The organism is Faecousia intestinalis, from assembly GCF_040096185.1.
GTDB lineage: Bacteria > Bacillota > Clostridia > Oscillospirales > Oscillospiraceae > JAZOXB01.
The window spans coordinates 1-17,830 of record NZ_JBBMFF010000217.1 but is presented as its reverse complement, the minus strand read 5'-3'; the positions used below and the strand labels follow the sequence as shown (position 1 = coordinate 17,830).

Sequence of the window (17,830 nt, the reverse complement as noted above, 5' to 3'; positions counted from 1 at the left end):
TTTGGGGTTCACTTCATGGACACATCATACCAAATGACAGCACGCAAATATGTTGGTATGCCAACATGACGGACGCGATTTTCGTTCCAAATTCAGGGAAGCATAAATTCGGCGGGGATCGATACGCCGTTCATGAAAACGGCAAGGCAGATATAGTTTCCATCCGTCGTGATGCTGGCATTGTCCTTCCATGCCGCGGTGATCGCCTCGTCTGTGCCCTCGCTCTCGACGGCGCCCTCGTCCACGGCCTTCTGGAGAATGTCAACGACCTTCTGCACGTCGGCGCTGTTCTCAACCTCAAGCAGAACGACCTCGTCCGGCGCGCCGGTCACGGGGGAGAGGCCGCCGCTGACCTGCCGGAACGAAATTTCTTCCAGTCCGGGGAACAGGGGACTCAGCTCCGAAATGTCCGAGACCGGGAACAGGACCGGCGCATCCGCGCCCATGGCGGTGATGCCGCTCTGATAGAGCATCTGCAGATCGCGCGATGAGGTTGGCTCGGTCGGCGCGGGTTCCGTCGGGGCGGGCTTGCTGCCGCAGGCCGCAAGCAGCACGAGAACGCAGACCAGTGCGAGGAGCAGGAACGTCTTCTTCATAAAAAATGCCTCCCTTTTCTGTATGGATCCGGTCAGCCTGCTGCGCTGACCCCCTTGTATCCATCAAGACGGCGCACGGGAAGAATTGTTTCGCGAATTGCAATCCATAAAAAAGTATGGTATCATAAACTCAACGCAGGTTATCCCTTTATTAATGGAAAAGGGTCAAAAAACGAAGTGACTGCAGGCCCTCTGTGGTCCAATATAAAAAATATGATACGAAAGGAGAAGCGGACATGGAACGGATCAAAAAGAACTTCGGTTTTGGCTTTATGCGCCTTCCGATGCAGGACGGCGAGGTCGATATCGCGGAAACGAACCGCATGGTAGACGCATTTCTGGACGCAGGCTTCAACTATTTTGACACGGCGCACGGCTATCTGCAGGGCAAGAGCGAAAAGACGCTCAAGACCTGCCTGACGAGCCGTTATCTGCGCGACCGCTACATCCTGACGGACAAGCTGACGGAGAACTTTTTCAAGACCGAGGCGGACATCCGCCCGGTGTTCGAGAGCCAGCTCGAGGCCTGCGGCGTCGATTATTTTGATTTCTACCTCATGCATTCGCAGTGCTCGGAGAACTATGGCCATTTCAAGGCCTGCCGCGCTTATGAGACGGCGTTTGCTCTGAAGGAAGAGGGCAAGGTCCGCCACGTCGGCATTTCGTTTCATGGCCGCCCCGAGCTGCTCGAGCAGATCCTGACAGAGTATCCCGCGATCGAAGTCGTGCAGATCCAGTTCAATTATGTTGACTATGACGATCCCTCCGTCCAGAGCCGCAAGTGCTATGAGGTCTGCCGGAAGTTCAACAAGCCGGTCATCGTCATGGAGCCGGTCAAGGGTGGAAACCTTGTCAAGCTGCCGGACGATGCACGCGCTGTTCTGGATGCCCTGCATGGCGGCAGCCCGGCCAGCTATGCCATCCGCTTCGCTGCGGGCTTCCCCGGCATGCTGATGGTGCTCTCCGGTATGAGCACGCCAGAGCAGGTGCAGGACAATATCTCGTTCATGAAGGACTTCAAGCCGCTGGGCGAAACGGAGCTTGCTGCCATCGCGAAGGTGCAGGAAATCTTCCGCAGCAAGAACCTCATCCAGTGCACCGGCTGCCGCTACTGCACGGACGGCTGCCCGAAGCAGATCGCCATCCCGGAACTGTTCGCCACGATGAACGCGAAGCAGATCTACCACGACTGGCATACGGATTATTACTACAATGCCGTCTACGCACTGCCCGGTCATAAGGCCTCGGACTGCGTGAAGTGCGGCAAGTGCGAGTCCGTCTGCCCGCAGCACCTGCCCATCCGCCAGCTGCTGGAGAATGTGGCGAAGGAGTTCGAAAAGAAGGAAGCGTAAGGGAAACAGAATCCCAATCATGATGCAAAAATTCGCAGCCGCTGCGGTCGTTTGGCCGCGGCGGCTGAGCTTGTCAAAAAAGGATTTTTGACAAGCTCTCAAACGAGACCCGTTTCACTGGGCTCTCGTTTGAGAAGGCTGCGGCTCGCGGCAGCGCACGAAGGGTACACCCTTCGCACGTTTGCGAGCCGAGCGGTATTTTCTCCGACGTACACGCCGCCGGAGAAAATGATTTCCACTTTCTTTGCGCTTGCGAGCGCAAACTCTGCGAGGCTTTTTTGACAGTCTGAGCCGCTGCGGTCGATTGGCCGCGGCGGCTGCCTTTTTCCTCTGCCCGCATCGGGCGGGACTTGCTTTTTCTTCCCCGGTGCGTTATACTCTGGCGCATGAAGATGAATACGGGAGGTATGCATATGAATGCGGTGATCTTTGATATGGACGGCGTGCTCGTGGACAGCGAGCGCGTGGTCTGGGAGAGTTTTCGTTATGCGGGCGAGAAGACCGGCGTTCCCGATGTGGAGCGGATGGCGATCATCGGCCTTGGACTCAACGACGAGGCGTGGATCAAACGGTTCCGGCAGGAATTCGGCGCGGATTCGGACCGAATCCTGGAGCACGAGGAGGCCTATCTGCAGAATTTTTATGCCAATGGCGCAGCTCCGGCCAAAAAAGGCGCGCAGCGGCTGCTGGAGCAGCTGTGCGCGTGGAATATCCCGGTTGCAGTCGCGTCGTCGTCTCCGGCGGCCGTCGTGCGAGGCCGGCTGGAGCGGGTCGGACTGCTGCAATATTTTACTGCGGTCATTTCCGGCGACATGGTCGGCCGCTCGAAGCCGGAGCCGGACATTTTCCTCGAGGCGGCGCGTCAGCTGGGAAGCCCCGCTGCGCTGTGCACCGTGATCGAGGATTCGCCGAACGGCCTGCGCGCGAGCAGGCGCGCCGGATGCCGGACGCTGTTCGTGCCGGACCTCTGGCGGCCGGAGGAGGAGCATCCGGAGCTCTATGACGCGCGCTTTGCCGATCTGGACACCGTGCGCGAATTTTTTGCTGCGGAGCATTAAGCTCTGCGGGTTGCGGCGGACGGAATCTGCAGCAGCTGGCGGTATTTTGCCACGGTGCGGCGCGAGATGTCGATGCCCTGTACCTGCAGCCGCTCGGCAAGCGCCTGATCGGACAGGGGAGCGTGCTTATCCTCCTGCTGCACAAGCACGGCGATGGCCTGCTGTGCCATGACGCCGGAGACCTCACCGCCTGCCAGCTTTGCGGAAAACAGGCTGCGAAGCAGGCGGACGCCCTGCGGCGTCTGGATATACTTCCCGCTGAGCGCGCGGCTGACGGTGGAGGTGTGCAGGCCGACGGCCTGCGCGATGTCCTGCATCGTCATCGGAGCGAGCGCCTGCCCGGAACGGAAATACGGCAGCTGTCGCTTCAGAATTTCCTGACAGCAGCGCAGGAGCGTCTCCTCCCGCTGCCGGATGCAGCTGATGAGCCATTCCGCCTGCGAGACCTTTTTGACGATATACTGCCGCGCCTCCGGATCGTCCGTCTTGCGGACGAGGGAGCGGTAGAAGCTGCTGACGGACAGCTCCGGCGTGTAGGCCCTGTTGACGGCGACGCTGAGCACGCCGTCTTTTTCCTGCAGGAGCACGTCGGGGACGACATAGCCGTCGTCCTGCGCGCGGCTGAATTCCGCGCACGGGTAGGGCGAAAGGCTCTGGATCTGCCGGTAGGCCTCCTGCACGGCGGCAAGGGGAACATGCTCGCTCGCGGCGATGGCCGCAAAAGCGTGATGCCCAGCCTGCTCGAGATAGTGCTCCGCGATCGTGCAGGCCAGCCCGGACTCGCCGAGCGCCTGCAGCTGCAGACAGAGGCATTCCGAAAGCGTCCTTGCGCCGACGCCGGGCGGGTCGAGGCGCTGAACGATCTGAACAGCCGCATCAACAAGCGCGGCCGGGCCGAGCGCGGAGACATCGGTGCGCAGATAGCCGTCGGCATCGAGCGCATGGATGACGGCGAGCACGGCGCGCTGCAGCTCCGGCTCCAGCGACAGGCGCTCCGCCTGAAACTGCAGATGGGTCGTCAGGTCCTCGCCGTAGGCGACGGCGTCCCGGTCGGCAAAATCCGGCTGCATGTGCTCCGCATCCTCGCTCGCGGCGGCATGCCCGCCGGCGGAGAGATCGTCAAGCAGACTCACGCCCGGCGCGGCTCCGCATTCCAGTGTGGGATTTTCCAGCAGAGCGGTATTGATATAGGACTGCAGCTGGCATACGTCCAGCTGTAAAATTTCAACAGCGGCGTACATCTGCGGACGCTGCTGCTGAACGGGCTTCTGTTCCTGAAAGATCTGCATAAAAAAATCCTCTTCCGACGGTAAACGATGCGCTTTTTGTGATATTCCATTATATCGGCTCGCCGGGTGGATGTCAAGGCATCCGCCCCGTATCGAAATTTTTCCGGTTGATACTACTCGTAGTGGCATGAAATTTGCTATAATAGAAAGGCACAGGGAGGTGCAAACCGATGAAACAAGAAAACTTTGTAGAGAACATCCCGGGCATCCTGCTGCTGTCGCACGGCCCGTTCTGCCAGGCTCTGCTCGAGTCTGCCCAGATGATCGGCGGCGAGGCAGTGAACGTGGTGGCGCTGCCGCTGCTGGAGAACGCGAGCATTGACGAATACGGCGAGAAGGCCATGCAGACGTTCAAGCAGATGCCCGAGGGCTCGATCGTTCTGTTCGACCTGGCAAGCGGCACACCGTTCAATCAGATGATGATGAAGAGCGGCGGCGAGGAATTCCCCGGCCTGTGCGGCATGAACCTGCCGGTCCTGCTGGAGGCGATGACCATGCGCGAGGCCATGAAGGGCAGCGAGCTAGTCGCCCTGCTGGAGGAATCCGCCAAGGCGGCAGTCGTCAATATCAAGAGCTTTTTCGAACCGTAAGCAGGGTACATAATTTCTGCGGAAGGGAGGTCAGTACATGCGCAGAGATCATGTGTTACAATTTGTCCTGGAAGCGGCACAGACACCGGATTTTCAGGGCGTGACGGCGCAGGCCGTTGCGGATGCCCTGAGCATCTGGCGCAACGATGCCGCAGTCGAGCTCAATAAGCTCGTCGCAGAGGGAAAGCTGCGGCGGGTCGGCAAGAAAAACGTGCGTTTCTTCCCCGCATCGGAGGAGACGGCGGACATCCGGCCGGAGCCGGCCGTGCAGGAGGAGCTGCCGCAGGCAGAGGAGGAGACCGGACAGTACCGGGCGTTCTCCGGCCTTGTCGGCGCGGACGGCAGCCTGAAATATCAGCTGCGGGTCGCCATGGCGGCCGTTGCCTATCCCCCGAACGGCCTGAATATGCTCATCACCGGCTCGACCGGCAGCGGCAAGAGCCATTTTGCCCGAACGATCTGGGAATACGCAAAGGAGACGAAGGCACTTTGCGGCGCGCATGCACCGATTCCCTTCGTGGAGTTCAACTGCGCGGAATATGCGGACAATCCGCAGCTGCTGCTGTCCCACCTGTTCGGCTATAAAAAGGGCGCGTTCACGGGCGCGCTCGAGGATAAGCCGGGTCTTGTGGAGCAGGCAAACGGCGGCATTCTGTTCCTCGACGAGATCCACGGCCTGTCATCGACCGGGCAGGAGATGTTTTTCTCCCTGCTCGACACGGGCGTGTTCCGCCGCGTCGGCGACAATACGCCTCGCACCTCGCGCTTCATGCTTATCGGCGCGACAACAAAGCCGCTGACCGATCTGCTCGAGACGTTCCTGCGCCGTATGCCGGTGCTCATCTCCATGCCGACGCTCTCGGACCGCCCGATGAAGGAGCGGCAGGAGCTGGTGGAGCATTTTTACGCAGAGGAGGCCGCCCACATCGGCCGCACGCTGCGCATCCAGAAGGGCGCGCTCAACAGCATTCTGGACTATTCGCTGCATTCCAATTTGGGCGTCCTGAAGAATCTGGTGCAGCTGTCCTGTGCCAAGGCGTTCCTGCGCGAGAACGTTGCGGGGAACCGGACGGGGGAGATCGCGGTCACGTTTTCTGACCTCTCGTTCCAGACCTATAACGTCTCGGCCGAGACGGAAAAATACGCGCACGGCGACCTGCATTTTGCGGAGGATCTTGTCGTGCCGAACCAGCGCATCCAGAGCAGCGCGGCGGACGTTGCCTCGTTCGTCGATGTCTATGACTTTGTGGAATCGCGCCTGTCCGGCGAGCAGGAGCAGCACCATGACGCCGGAAATCTGCAGCAGATCATTGCTGCGGAGATCGATAATTATTATGTGGACATGGAGCGGGCCCTGCAGGCCCCGGATGTCGACCGCAGCCTGCTCGACAGCGTGCTGTTCCCCGGCAGCATCGGCATCTGCAGCGAGTTTCTCAGCCGTGCCTCTTATGCGCTCAACCATGTCTATCCGTCCATTGCGGCGACGCTGCTTGCCATGCATCTCAGCCAGTATGTCAGCCGCATGCGCTCAGAGCAGCCGGCCTTCCCGCTGAGCGTGCGGGGCGGCCTGCAGGGCTACGGCGCGGAGCTGGACTTCCTGCGGGAGAACCGGCAGTGGCTGGCGCAGGCCATCAAGGTGCACATCTCGACCGACGAGATGAACTGCCTTGCCGTCCTGCTGCGTCAGGCGGGCAAAAAGCGGGAGAAGCCGCCGGTCTGGCTGACGCTGGCCTCCGGCAGCGACGGCGTGGCGGCCGGTATGGCGCGCCATCTCAACGCCGTCTATGACACAAATCACGTCCACTGGGTGGATTCCGCACGGGGCGGCAGCCTGTTCCAGTCCCTGTGCGACCATATCGCAACATTCCACGGCGAGGCGGGCAACCTGATCTTCACGGATATGAAGGTGCTCACCACGCTGGAGCCGGAGCTGACGAAGGCGACGGGCGTGCCGTGCCGGGTCATTCCCATCCTGGAGCAGCGTCTGCTGCTTGAGGCGAGCCGCCTGACGCTGCATCCGGCGCAGCAGGACCTCAATGCGCTGCGCGACCAGATCATAGAGGCCTATTTCCGGCAGATGAGTCATCTGTTCCAGACCTCCGGCCTCGATCTGCCCGCGCTGCGGGAAAAGTACGCGGAGCAGACGCCGGAAAAGGTCATTCTGTCGACCTGCATCACCGGCATCGGCAGCGCCCGCACCATTCAGGAGATCCTGCAGAAGCGGCTTGCCTATATCCCGCGCCTGCACGTCGTCGCGGTCAGCGCGCTCGACAGCGTGGAAAAGCTGGCCGAGCAGTACGGAAGCTCCCTGCGGCTCGTGGTCGGCACGGTGGAGCCGAACATCCCCGGCGTGCCGTTCATCACGGCGGACCGCGTGTTCAGCCGGGAGGGCATCATGGCCATCGCCTCCATCGTGGACGATTGGGGCATGGACACCAAGCAGATGCTCTCCGGGCAGGAGGAGACCTCCGGCGGCGAGACGATCAGCCTGCTGGCGCAGAGCCTGCGCTATATCGCGCCCCATGTTGAGCAGCAGCTGGCCATCGACTGCATCGAGACCATGACGCGCCAGCTCGAGACCGGCTATTACCGGCGGGCCCTGCCGCAGGATGTGCGCGTGCGGCTGTTCATGCACGCGGCGTCTATGCTGGAGCGCATCGTCAACGGCAATCCGCTCGCGATGGAGCCGGAGCACGAGGAACTCATCCGCCAGAACGCGGCATGGTTTGAGCGCCTGCAGGCCCTGATCGCGGCGTCGTTTGCGTCGTTCGGTCAGGAGATCCCGCGGGCCGAGGCATTCTATTTTATGCTGTCGCTGCCGCAGACGCTCGAATGAGCTGCGGCACGTCAAAATACGAAAATTGAAACAGGAGATATGAAACATGGTCAGTCAGAAAGTTACAGTCATGAATGCGTCGGGCCTGCATGCGCGCCCGGCAAACGCCTTTGTGAAGGAAGCGGTCCGTCACGCGGGCTGCAACATCCTCATCAAGAAGGACGGCAAGACCTACATGGGCAAGTCCATCGTTTCCGTGCTCTCCGCCTGCGTGAAGTGCGGTACGGAGATCGAGCTGGTCGCCGACGGCACGGATGAGGCACAGGCGCTGCAGGATATGGTGAACGCCGTGAACTCCGGCCTGGGCGAATAAGACCGATTTTGTACGAATGAAACAGTGAGGTGGCAGGAACATCATGAAATGGCAAGGCAAGGGCGTGTCGGAGGGACTCGCCATGGCGCAGATCCATCTGTTTACGCCGAAGCTCCCGGAGATTTCGCGCCAGCCTGCGGCTGACGCCGAGGCGGAGGTCGCAAAGCTCGAAGCAACGCTGGCGGCTGCGGAGGAGGAGCTGCGCGGGCTCTATGAGACCGCAAAGGAGAAGATGGGCGAGCAGGAGGCGGAGATCTTCGACGCCCACCTGACGATCCTCGGCGACGAATACTCCGTCCGGGAGCCGATCATCCAGCGCATCCGCGAGCAGAAGCAGAATGCCGCCGCAGCGATCACGGACCAGTTCGACGAGCTGGCGCAGATGTTCCGCTCCCTCGGCGACGAGCTGATGGCAGAGCGCGCCGCGGACGCCGAGGACCTCAAGCAGCAGCTGCTGCGCATCTGCCTCGGCTGCGGGCGGCAGGACCTGTCCGTGCTGCCGGGCGATGTGATCGTGCTGGCGGAGGAGCTGACGCCGTCCGACACCGTGCGCATGGATACGGCCCACGTCAAGGGCATCGCCACGAGGCTCGGCGGCGCGACGGCGCACAGCGCCATCATTGCGCGCACGCTCGGCATCCCGGCCGCTGCCGGGATCGACGGCTGGCAGACAGAGGCACTGAACGGACATATGGCCATCCTCGACGGCGCGGACGGTACCCTGACCGTCGACCCGACGGATGAGGAGACGGCGAGCTATCAGAGCCGCAAGGCGCAGGCCGACTGCGAAGCACAGGCGCTCGAGGCCTTCCGCACCTGCCCCTCACAGACGAAGGACGGCGCGGCGCTTGAGATCTGCGCGAACATCGGCACGCCGCAGGAGGCGCAGCAGGCCATGAAATACGGCGCGGACGGCGTCGGCCTGTTCCGCAGCGAGTTCCTGTTTATGGACCGCGACGCTCTTCCTACGGAGGACGAGCAGTTTGAGGCCTATCGCACGGCGGCGGAGACAATGGCGGGCAAGCCACTCATCATTCGCACGCTGGATGTCGGCGGCGACAAGAAGCTGCCGACGCTCGAGCTGCCGCATGAGGACAATCCCTTCCTCGGCTTCCGCGCCATCCGCATGACGCTCAGCCATCCGGAGATCTTCCGGCCGCAGCTGCGCGCCATTCTCCGTGCGGCTGCCTATGGCGACGTGCGCGTCATGTTCCCGATGATCGGCTCCATGGATCAGCTCCGCGAGGCAAAGGCCCTGCTGCGTGAGCAGGAGCAGACACTGCAGGCGGAGGGCGTTCCGACCGGCCCTGTGAAGGTCGGCATGATGGTGGAGATCCCGGCAGCCGCCGTTCTGGCAGAGGAGTTCGCAAAGGAAGTTGACTTCTTCTCCATCGGCACGAACGACCTGACGCAGTATACGCTTGCGGTCGAGCGCGGCAACGCCGCTGTGGCACACCTCTATGCGCCGGAGCATCCGGCTGTGCTGCGGCTCATCGCCATGACGGCGCAGGCTGCTGCAGAGCGGCACATTCCCTGCGGTATGTGCGGCGAGGCGGCTGGCGACCCGAAGCTGGCCCCGGCCTTTGTTGGTATGGGCGTGAATGAGCTTTCCATGAGCCCGCGCCGCGTTCCGCCCGTCCGCAAGCTCCTGAGCGGGCTGACGATGGACGAGTGCCGTCAGGCCGCAGAAAAACTTCTGCATCCGTAAGAAAAATGTTTTTCCGGTTTTCTGACGGAAAAATGCTGAAAAATCAGCTGATTTTTGAACATTCCGACAGAAAAATTGAACCGGACCGAAAAAAGCCCACGAATTACTACCTGTAGTGGCACGGAAATTGCATATAAAATAGGGCGTAGGGGAAAGTCAGAATCGGGCGGCACAGGCCGCCTCTGAAAGTCCCAAGACTTCAGTGTGAAAGGGAAGTGCCACAATGAACTATCAGGATCAGGTGGTCGTGCTGACCGGCGCAAGCGGCGGCATCGGCTCTGCGATGGCAAAGAAATTTACAGACCTCGGCGCGAAGGTCGCGCTGCTGGATATTACGGTTGACCGCGTACAGGCTCTGGCCGACAAGCTCGGCCTCGGCAGTGACCGCGCCCTCTGCGCGGCGGTCGATGTTTCCAATGAAGAATCCGTCAAGGCGACGGTCGACGCGATCGTAAAGCACTTCGGCCGGATCGACGTTCTGGTCAACGCCGCCGGGATCCCCGGCCCGAGCGCCCGCGTGGAGGATTACTCCTTCTCCGATGCAAAGAAGGTGCTCAGCGTCAATCTGTTCGGTACCTTCCTGATGATGCATACCGTTCTGCCCGTCATGCAGGCGCAGAAGCACGGCGCGATCCTGAACTTCGGTTCCGTGTCCGGTGTCGTCGGCTATCCGTTTGAAAGCGCCTACGGCGCGAGCAAGGCGGCCATCATCCATCTGACGAAGAACGCCGCTAGCGAGAACGGCGGCAACGGTGTGCGCATCAATGCGATCTCGCCGGGCTGGGTCAAGACGAACATGATGGCGACCATTCTGGACAGCTATAAGAACGTCGGCTTCGACAACGCCGACGAGAATGTTACGCTTGGGCCGATGGGCCGTCCGGGCACGCCGGAGGAGATCGCAAATGTCGCGGCCTTTATCTGCTCCGAGGAAGCTTCCTATGCCAACGGCTCGAACTTCCTGGTCGACGGCGGCATGACGCTGGGCTGATCGGAGGGAGATCCTATGGCAGCACAGAATGAAAAGCTCCGGGTCGTTGTGGTCGGCGGTGTGGCCGGCGGCGCATCGGCTGCGGCACGCGTCAAGCGCCTGAACGAAAATGCGGACGTCGTGGTGTTTGAAAAGGGCAGCGACGTATCGTTTTCCAACTGCGGCCTTCCGTATTATCTGAGCGGCACGGTGGAGGACAGCGAGGACCTCATCATGATGACCCCGACGGCCTTCCGGAAGAAGCATGACATCGATGTGCGTGTGCATTCCGAGGTCGTGTCCATCGACCGCGAGAAGAAGACCGTCACCGTGCGCAGCACGGAGACCGGCGAGACGTATGAGCAGCCCTATGACAAGCTCGTCCTGTCGCCGGGCGCAAACCCCATCGTTCCGCCTGCCCTGAAGGGCGCGGACCGTGAGAATGTGTTCACCATCCGCAATGTCCGCGACATCGTCGCGCTCAAGACATTTCTGGATAAGCCCGAGACGAAGCGTGTCTTCGTGGTCGGCGGCGGCTTTATCGGTATCGAGGCTGCGGAAAATCTGCAGCTGGCCGGGAAGGACGTCACGCTGGCGGAGCTGTCCGGTCAGATCCTGCAGCCGTTTGACGAGGATATGGTCCAGATCCTGCACAAGGAGCTGGATGACCACGGCGTTAAGCTCCTGCTGCACACAAACGTGCAGGCGATCACGGAGCAGGGCGTGACGGTCGAGCGGAACGGCGCGCAGGAGACCTATTCTGCCGACGCGGTCGTTCTGGCCATCGGCGTCTTCCCCGAGACGAAGCTCGCGGCTGCGGCCGGGCTCGAGATCGGTAAGACCGGTGCGATCCATGTGAACGAAAATTATCAGACGAACGACCCGGATATCTACGCGGTCGGCGATGCGATCGAGGTCTATGACCCGCAGACCCATGTCTGGCGCAAGCTTGCGCTGGCCGGCCCTGCGCAGTTCGAGGCGCGCGCCGCTGCGGACCACATCTGCGGCATCACGAGTCCGAACCACGGCTTTGCGGGCGCGCTGTGTCTGCGAGTGTTCGGTCAGAACGCCGCGGCCGTCGGCATCAGCGAGGCACTTGCCGCCCGCTCCGGCCTCCACGCGGACAGCGTGCTGATCTTCCCGGGCGATAAGGTCGGCATTATGCCGGATTGGCACTATATGTCCCTGAAGCTCATCTTTGAGCGCCCAACGGGCCTGATCCTCGGCGCGCAGGCGATCGGGGAGGGCGACGTCGTCGGCCGCATGAATGTCATCGCGGCGATGATCCGCATGCATGCGACCGTCTATGACCTCAAGGACATGACGCTGTGCTATTCCCCGGTCTACAGCACGGCAAAGGACCCCGTCAATCAGGCGGCGCTCGTTGCCATCAATGTGCTCGAGGGCCAGCTCCGTCAGGTCCATGTGTCCGAGGCGCGCTCCCTTGTGGAGTCCGGCGCGTATATCGTCGATGTCCGCGAGGAGGGCGAGTACGCCGAGGGCCATCTCGTCGGCTCCCATAACATCCCGCTGACGCAGCTGCGCGCGCGGATGGAGGAAATTCCGAAGGATGTTCCCGTGTACCTGCACTGCCGCTCGAGCCAGCGGAGCTATTACGCGCTCTGCTGCCTGCGCGGCCATGGCTACCACAACCTGACGAACATCAGCGGCTCGTTCCTTGGCATCAGCCTCTACGAGTATTTCCATGATAAGTCCGAGGGCCGCAAGCCCATCGTGACCGCATACAACTTTGACTGAGCGGGAGGAGCTATGGAAAAAACGATGACAGAGGCGCGTGCAGACGCGCTGATGGAGGACGGCTTCCACTGCTCGCAGTGTGTGTTCCCGTATGCGGCATTCCGCCTCGGCATGGACCGCGATGAGGCGCTCCGCCTGAGCGCAGGCCTCGGCGGCGGCTGCTTCCACGGCGACTCGTGCGGTGCAGTGACCGGCGCTGCCATGGCACTCAGCATCGTGTTCGGCTTTGATCGGCCGAATGCGGAGGAAGCGGATAAGCTGCTGATCGAGAAGGTCCACGAATTCCAAAAGCGTTTTCTGGAGGAGAACGGCTCGTTGCTCTGCCGACAGCTGCTCGGCGGTTACGACAAGGCTGATCCCGATGCCGTCGCTCCGGATGATGCCTATGATAACTGCGCACGCTATTGTGCATCGGCCTGCCGGATCCTGGATTCCCTGATCGGCGACCGTTACATCCGATAAGAGTTAAAAAACGAGGTTTTTCCAATGGCAAAACTGGATTTATTGGAAAAGAAAAGCATCATCGGCATGATCCACACGCTGGCATTGCCCGGCACGATGGATTACTGCGGGGATATGACGAAGGTCATCGACCGCGCCCTTGCCGATCTGCATGCCATGCAGAATGCTGGCGTTGATGCCGTGATCGTCGAGAATTTCTGCGACCATCCCGCCGGAACGAAGCTCGAGCCGGAGCAGATGGCTGCCCTGACCGCCGTGGCCACGGTCGTGGCGCGCGAGGCGACCATCCCGGTCGGCATTGATGCGGCGTTCTGTGATCCGATGGCGAGTCTGGCCATCGCTGTGGCTGTCGGCGCGACGTTCATCCGTGTGCCGGTGTTCGTCGACACGGTCGTGACGTCCGACGGCATCGTCAAGCCCTGCGCCAGAGAGCTGCAGCGCTACCGCAAGCTGCTCGGCGCGGAGAACATCGCTCTCCTGTGCGATATCCAGACGAAGCACACGTTCATGCTCAGCAGCGCCATCTCCATCGAGGAGAGTGCCCTGATGGCGACGGAGTGCGGCGCGGATGCCCTCATCATCACGGGCGCGCACACCGGCTCCGCCTCTCCGCTCGAGACCATCCGCCGCGTGCGCGAAGTCACGAAGCTCCCGCTCATCGCGGGCAGCGGCGTCAATGCGCAGAATGCAGCCGACCAGCTGTCTCTCGTCGAGGCCGCCATCGTCGGCTCGGCCATGAAGCCGCACGGCAAGGCGGAGGAGCCCATCGACGAGGCTCTGGCAGCCAAGCTCATGCAGAGCGTCAAGGCCTGCCGCTGATCCCTTTGCGTCTTTATGGGCAGCTCCGCTGCTCTGAAGCATATCCCAGCATTCATCATGTAAGGAAGGAGGTATAAAGCATGCGCAATGTCGTTTTGACTCGTGTTGACGAGCGCCTGATCCACGGTCAGGTCATGACCTCGTGGCTGAAGCTCTGCAACGCGAATGTCATTCTCATCATCGATGCCGGTTCCGCCTCAAACGCGTTCCTGAAGCGGATCCTGTTTGCGGCTGCACCCAAGGTTGTGGAGCTGCAGGTCATGAATGAGGCAGATGCCGCCGCCTATCTGAAGGAAGATTCTCCCGCCGGAGAAAAGGTTCTTGTTCTTTCGAAGACTCCGCAGCCTCTGCTGGCCATGGTCCGAAGCGGCATCGAGATCAAGGAGATCATCCTCGGCAATATGGGCGGCGCGCCCGGCAGAAAGCACTTCAACAAGAGCATTTCCGCCAGCGCGGACGAGATCCAGGCATTCCGTGATCTTGTGGACGCCGGCGTATACGTCTACTGCCAGATGGTCCCGTCCGATGCGAAGGAAGACGTCAAGAAGCTGTTGAAGTAAACGGCAGGTCCCACGCCTGAGCCCCGCTCCCGGAGCTCAGAACCCAAAGGCGGCACCGCTTTTGCGGTGAAGCCCAAAATAGAAATAAGGAGAGAGAACTTGTGAATATCAGTATCCTGCAAATTTGCCTGATCTCGTTGTTCTATTGCTTCTCGAACATCAGCTGGCCGTTTGGTTCCATGGGCCAGTGGGCAACGATCAACCGTCCGCTCGTTGGCGGCCTTGTCGTCGGCCTGATCCTCGGCAACCCGGTTCAGGGCACGATCATCGGCGCGACCATCAACGTCATCTACCTCGGCCTCGTCTCCGCCGGCGGCTCTCTGCCTGCTGACTCCGGCATGGCCGGTATCATGGGTACTACATTCGCTCTGATCGGCGGCCTCGATACGAACACCGCTCTGGCACTGGCCGTTCCTATGGGCCTTGTCGGCGCTGTGATCGAAGTTCTGACCATGACCGGCCAGTGCATGCTCATTCCTCTGGCTGACAAGTGGATCGAGCAGGGCAAGTCCAAGCTCGTTATCTGGGCAAACACCTGGATTCCGTACATTGTCAAGTCCATTATCCGTTTCATCATCGTCTTTGTCATCCTGTACTTCGGCTCCAATGCCCTCGACAGCGTGACGAATGCACTGAGCGGCCGTGTCCTCGATGCACTGAGCGTCATGGGCGGCATGCTTCCGGCAGTCGGCGTCGGCATGATGCTGCTGTCCATCTTTAAGGGCAATGCCCGCTGGTTCCTGTTCCTCGGCTTCCTTGCTACGAGCTTCCTCGGCCTGAACACCATCGCTGTGGCATTCATCTTCCTCATCGTGGCTGTCCTGATGGTCGGCTTCACGGAGAGCGATTTTGCCGGCTTCAAGAGCATCCAGCAGAACAACGATCTTTCCTATCAGTATTTCACCAAGAAGGACCTGCGTCATTCCTGGTTCATGTGGCACTGGTTCTGCGAGTCCTGCTACAACTACGAGAGAATGCAGGGCCTCGGCTTCTGCACCGCTATGATCCCGCTGCTGCGCAAGATCTACAAGGGCGATGATGAGGCCATGATCGCTGCTATGAAGCGTCAGTCCATGTTCTTCAACACCGACCATGACTTCGGCGGCATGATCCTCGGCATCTGCGCCTCCATGGAGGAGCAGAAGCGCTCCGGCGCCGACATCCCCGACGAGGCGTTCGTCGCCCTCAAGTCCGGCCTGATGGGCCCGTGCGCCGGTATCGGCGACACTCTGTCTCAGGTCGTTCTGCTTCCCGTTCTGTCCGTTATTTTCATCAACCTCGCAACGCAGGGCGCTGTCTGGGCTCCGATCGCCTACACCGTTCTGTTCATGGCCATCTTCTATGGTGTCGGCTACTGGATGCTGAACGTCGGCTATAAGAGCGGCGGCGAAGCTGTTCTGAAGCTCATGGAGAGCGGCATTTTTGACAAGGTCGTCAAGGTTGCGAATATCCTCGGCTGCGCGGTCTGCGGTGCGCTGATCTGCAGCTATGTTTCCTTCAACTGGAATGTCGTCATGATGCGCGAGGGCGTCGAGGTCTTTAACCTCCAGACCGGCGTGTTTGACGCGATCCTTCCCAACATGATGCCGCTGCTTCTCACGATGGGCGTTTATGGCCTGTCCAAGAAGGGCGTCAAGAGCTCCTACATCACCTTCGGCACGATGCTGCTCGGCTTCGTGCTCGGCCTGCTCGGCGTCATCGCCTAATTCAGGCAAACCTCTGGCCGCTGTGCCCACACTGCTGTCGGCAGGAAACTGCCGACAGCGTCGGCGGCCCCCGAATTCATCAATTCTGCGGCAGTTTCTGCCGCTGATAATAAGGAGGATTTCTTATGAGAATCAGCAATGTCGGTCTGTTTGTCAAGGATCTGGAAGGCGCCAGAAAGTTCTTTGAGGACTTCTTCGGTGCGCAGGTCCATGCCACCTACGAAGAGGATGACGGCTACAAGTCTTACATCATGAAGTTCGACGAGAACCCGAAGCTGGAGCTGATGTCCAAGCCGACTGTCGTCGACGAGAAGAAGGACCCGAACCGTACCGGCTTTGTGCATATCTGCATCAAGGTCGACTCCCGCGAGAAGCTCGACGAGATCATCGCGAAGTTCAAGGCTGCCAACTACACCATCCTCTATGAGCCGGCAACGAACGGCGGCAATGAGGTCCGCGCCATCACGTTTGAGGACAACATCCTCGAGGTCTGCTGCTAAATGGCAACACCGCACAATTACATCTTTGGCCTTCGCCGGATATTTTTCGCCGATCCTTCGGTTCGAAAAGATTGAAATACACAAAGTATTCCTGCACTTTTCAAACCATGCCTCGACAAAAAATCTCTCGCCGAATGCGCTCGCTGAATTGTGCGGTGCTGCCCAAAATCATCGAAGGAGAAATTACAATGATCGAGAAGAGCAAGCTGTTTTTTAATGGCAAGAAGAAAGTTATCGGCATGGTCCACCTGCTGCCGCTTCCCGGCAACGCTGCCTACCAGAACAACAAGGAAGAGATCGTGAAGAACGCCATCGAGGATGCCCACACCCTCATCGACTGCGGCGTTGACGCCATCATGCTCGAGAACTTCAGCGATTGGCCCCAGTACAGCACCGAGATCCCCCTCGAGGCCTATTCCCTGATGGTCAGCATCGCCACCCGCATCCGCGAGTTCTGCAAGATCCCGTTCGGCGTCAACATCGAGATGAACGCCTTCGTGCAGGAGTGGGCCATGGCCTACGCCGTCGACGCCGACTTCATCCGCTTTGAGGCCTATGTCGACAACCGTGCCGGTTCCTTCGGCTACATCGAAGCCTGCTCCACGCCGCTTGCCAAGATCCGTCAGGACTATCCGTCCGACACCATGATCTTTGCTGACGTCCACACCGCCGAGACCTATGGCGTTCCGAATGTCGCCATCAACGAGCTGGCCGGCAATGCCAAGGGCCACGATGCCGATGCTGTCATCGTCACCGAGAACGACCTGAACAAGAAGATCACCCCGGCGGACGTCAAGTCCATGCGCGAAGAGATGGGCGATTTCCCCATCATCGTCGGCGCAGGCGTGAAGCCGAACAACGTTCTGGACTACATGGAGTACTGCGATGCCGTTATCGTCGGCCGCGGCTTCAAGACCGGCGACCGCGTTGACGCGAAGCTCGTCAAGGAGTTCATGGAGATCGTCCACAGCAAGTTCAACTGATTTTTGCCCCCTCATTCACCTTTCAGATCGATAGAAAAGCGCCGTCCCGGGAGACCCACCGGGGCGGCGCGCAGTTTATGAGAAGCTCTCAGGCACTTTTTGACAAGCTGAATTCCAACTGGATTTAGCAGAACGGAATGTACTCTGCGCTGCTGAACGGCTTAGGCGGGCTGCCTTTCCTTGCCGGCATGATCGGCATTTATCGGGCTCTATGTCAATCGTTGGGGTAGAGGCAAAGAACACAATCATCCAGGACCGTGTCGGGGTGCTTAGCCCCGGCGCGGTTTTTTCGGTACACCGCTGCAGAAAAGGATCCGATTTCTGAAGTTC

General features: G+C 60.3%; 16 protein-coding genes. 14 read left to right on the top strand and 2 right to left on the bottom strand.

The features are described from left to right. Window positions 1-92: 92 nt before the first annotated feature. Window positions 93-596, bottom strand: coding sequence for a hypothetical protein (locus tag WMO66_RS07860; RefSeq protein ID WP_349135872.1), 504 nt, complete (start codon window positions 594-596; stop codon window positions 93-95). Window positions 597-832: 236 nt separating this feature from the next. Between WMO66_RS07860 and WMO66_RS07855 the strand changes: the two genes are divergently transcribed. Further along, window positions 833-1,948 carry an aldo/keto reductase gene (locus WMO66_RS07855; RefSeq protein WP_349135871.1) on the top strand — a complete coding sequence of 372 codons (1,116 nt, stop codon included), beginning with the start codon at window positions 833-835 and terminating at the stop codon, window positions 1,946-1,948. 413 nt (window positions 1,949-2,361) lie between these two features. Further along, entirely contained in the window at window positions 2,362-3,006 is a 645-nt protein-coding gene (locus WMO66_RS07850) for an HAD family hydrolase (RefSeq protein ID WP_349135870.1), read from the top strand. On the opposite strand, the gene rpoN is transcribed toward WMO66_RS07850, so the two are convergent. Next, window positions 3,003-4,295: an RNA polymerase factor sigma-54 gene (gene rpoN / locus WMO66_RS07845; RefSeq protein WP_349135869.1), complete on the bottom strand. Its 1,293-nt coding sequence runs from the start codon at window positions 4,293-4,295 to the stop codon at window positions 3,003-3,005. The genes WMO66_RS07850 and rpoN overlap by 4 nt on opposite strands. Before the next feature lie 170 nt (window positions 4,296-4,465). Between rpoN and WMO66_RS07840 the strand changes: the two genes are divergently transcribed. The 12 genes from WMO66_RS07840 (at window position 4,466) to WMO66_RS07785 (ending at window position 17,500) form a co-directional block, all read left to right on the top strand. Beyond that, the gene (locus WMO66_RS07840; protein ID WP_349135868.1) at window positions 4,466-4,885 is read left to right on the top strand and encodes a PTS sugar transporter subunit IIA; all 420 of its coding nucleotides are present in this window, start codon (window positions 4,466-4,468) and stop codon (window positions 4,883-4,885) included. A 37-nt stretch (window positions 4,886-4,922) separates the two neighbouring features. Continuing rightward, window positions 4,923-7,721 carry a sigma 54-interacting transcriptional regulator gene (locus WMO66_RS07835; RefSeq protein ID WP_349135867.1) on the top strand — a complete coding sequence of 933 codons (2,799 nt, stop codon included), beginning with the start codon at window positions 4,923-4,925 and terminating at the stop codon, window positions 7,719-7,721. Window positions 7,722-7,767: 46 nt separating this feature from the next. Then, a complete protein-coding gene (locus tag WMO66_RS07830; RefSeq protein WP_349135866.1) occupies window positions 7,768-8,034 on the top strand; it encodes an HPr family phosphocarrier protein in 267 nt (88 codons plus the stop codon). Window positions 8,035-8,077: 43 nt separating this feature from the next. After that, a complete protein-coding gene (ptsP, locus tag WMO66_RS07825) occupies window positions 8,078-9,742 on the top strand; it encodes a phosphoenolpyruvate--protein phosphotransferase (RefSeq protein WP_349135865.1) in 1,665 nt (554 codons plus the stop codon). A 223-nt stretch (window positions 9,743-9,965) separates the two neighbouring features. Beyond that, on the top strand, window positions 9,966-10,733 hold the full coding sequence (locus WMO66_RS07820; RefSeq protein ID WP_349135864.1) for an SDR family NAD(P)-dependent oxidoreductase: 768 nt from the start codon (window positions 9,966-9,968) through the stop codon (window positions 10,731-10,733). 15 nt (window positions 10,734-10,748) lie between these two features. Next, window positions 10,749-12,470, top strand: a complete 1,722-nt coding sequence (locus WMO66_RS07815; RefSeq protein ID WP_349135863.1) for an FAD-dependent oxidoreductase — start codon at window positions 10,749-10,751, stop codon at window positions 12,468-12,470. Window positions 12,471-12,482: 12 nt separating this feature from the next. Beyond that, on the top strand, window positions 12,483-12,932 hold the full coding sequence (locus tag WMO66_RS07810) for a C-GCAxxG-C-C family protein (RefSeq protein ID WP_349135862.1): 450 nt from the start codon (window positions 12,483-12,485) through the stop codon (window positions 12,930-12,932). Between the two features lie 24 nt (window positions 12,933-12,956). After that, window positions 12,957-13,751: a BtpA/SgcQ family protein gene (locus tag WMO66_RS07805; RefSeq protein ID WP_349135861.1), complete on the top strand. Its 795-nt coding sequence runs from the start codon at window positions 12,957-12,959 to the stop codon at window positions 13,749-13,751. A gap of 80 nt (window positions 13,752-13,831) precedes the next feature. Continuing rightward, entirely contained in the window at window positions 13,832-14,311 is a 480-nt protein-coding gene (locus tag WMO66_RS07800) for a PTS sugar transporter subunit IIB (RefSeq protein WP_349135860.1), read from the top strand. A gap of 101 nt (window positions 14,312-14,412) precedes the next feature. Continuing rightward, on the top strand, window positions 14,413-16,017 hold the full coding sequence (locus WMO66_RS07795) for a PTS system mannose/fructose/sorbose family transporter subunit IID (protein WP_349135859.1): 1,605 nt from the start codon (window positions 14,413-14,415) through the stop codon (window positions 16,015-16,017). Between the two features lie 125 nt (window positions 16,018-16,142). Further along, a complete protein-coding gene (locus WMO66_RS07790; protein WP_349135858.1) occupies window positions 16,143-16,517 on the top strand; it encodes a VOC family protein in 375 nt (124 codons plus the stop codon). 188 nt (window positions 16,518-16,705) lie between these two features. After that, on the top strand, window positions 16,706-17,500 hold the full coding sequence (locus WMO66_RS07785) for a BtpA/SgcQ family protein (RefSeq protein ID WP_349135857.1): 795 nt from the start codon (window positions 16,706-16,708) through the stop codon (window positions 17,498-17,500). Window positions 17,501-17,830: the final 330 nt, after the last annotated feature.

Bases quoted from the DNA above. Each gene is read 5' to 3' on its own strand.
- WMO66_RS07860 (WP_349135872.1), bottom strand. From the start codon at position 596: ATGAAGAAGACGTTCCTGCTCCTCGCACTGGTCTGCGTTCTCGTGCTG.
- WMO66_RS07855 (WP_349135871.1), top strand. From the start codon at position 833: ATGGAACGGATCAAAAAGAACTTCGGTTTTGGCTTTATGCGCCTTCCG.
- WMO66_RS07850 (WP_349135870.1), top strand. From the start codon at position 2,362: ATGAATGCGGTGATCTTTGATATGGACGGCGTGCTCGTGGACAGCGAG.
- rpoN (WP_349135869.1), bottom strand. From the start codon at position 4,295: ATGCAGATCTTTCAGGAACAGAAGCCCGTTCAGCAGCAGCGTCCGCAG.
- WMO66_RS07840 (WP_349135868.1), top strand. From the start codon at position 4,466: ATGAAACAAGAAAACTTTGTAGAGAACATCCCGGGCATCCTGCTGCTG.
- WMO66_RS07835 (WP_349135867.1), top strand. From the start codon at position 4,923: ATGCGCAGAGATCATGTGTTACAATTTGTCCTGGAAGCGGCACAGACA.
- WMO66_RS07830 (WP_349135866.1), top strand. From the start codon at position 7,768: ATGGTCAGTCAGAAAGTTACAGTCATGAATGCGTCGGGCCTGCATGCG.
- ptsP (WP_349135865.1), top strand. From the start codon at position 8,078: ATGAAATGGCAAGGCAAGGGCGTGTCGGAGGGACTCGCCATGGCGCAG.
- WMO66_RS07820 (WP_349135864.1), top strand. From the start codon at position 9,966: ATGAACTATCAGGATCAGGTGGTCGTGCTGACCGGCGCAAGCGGCGGC.
- WMO66_RS07815 (WP_349135863.1), top strand. From the start codon at position 10,749: ATGGCAGCACAGAATGAAAAGCTCCGGGTCGTTGTGGTCGGCGGTGTG.
- WMO66_RS07810 (WP_349135862.1), top strand. From the start codon at position 12,483: ATGGAAAAAACGATGACAGAGGCGCGTGCAGACGCGCTGATGGAGGAC.
- WMO66_RS07805 (WP_349135861.1), top strand. From the start codon at position 12,957: ATGGCAAAACTGGATTTATTGGAAAAGAAAAGCATCATCGGCATGATC.
- WMO66_RS07800 (WP_349135860.1), top strand. From the start codon at position 13,832: ATGCGCAATGTCGTTTTGACTCGTGTTGACGAGCGCCTGATCCACGGT.
- WMO66_RS07790 (WP_349135858.1), top strand. From the start codon at position 16,143: ATGAGAATCAGCAATGTCGGTCTGTTTGTCAAGGATCTGGAAGGCGCC.
- WMO66_RS07785 (WP_349135857.1), top strand. From the start codon at position 16,706: ATGATCGAGAAGAGCAAGCTGTTTTTTAATGGCAAGAAGAAAGTTATC.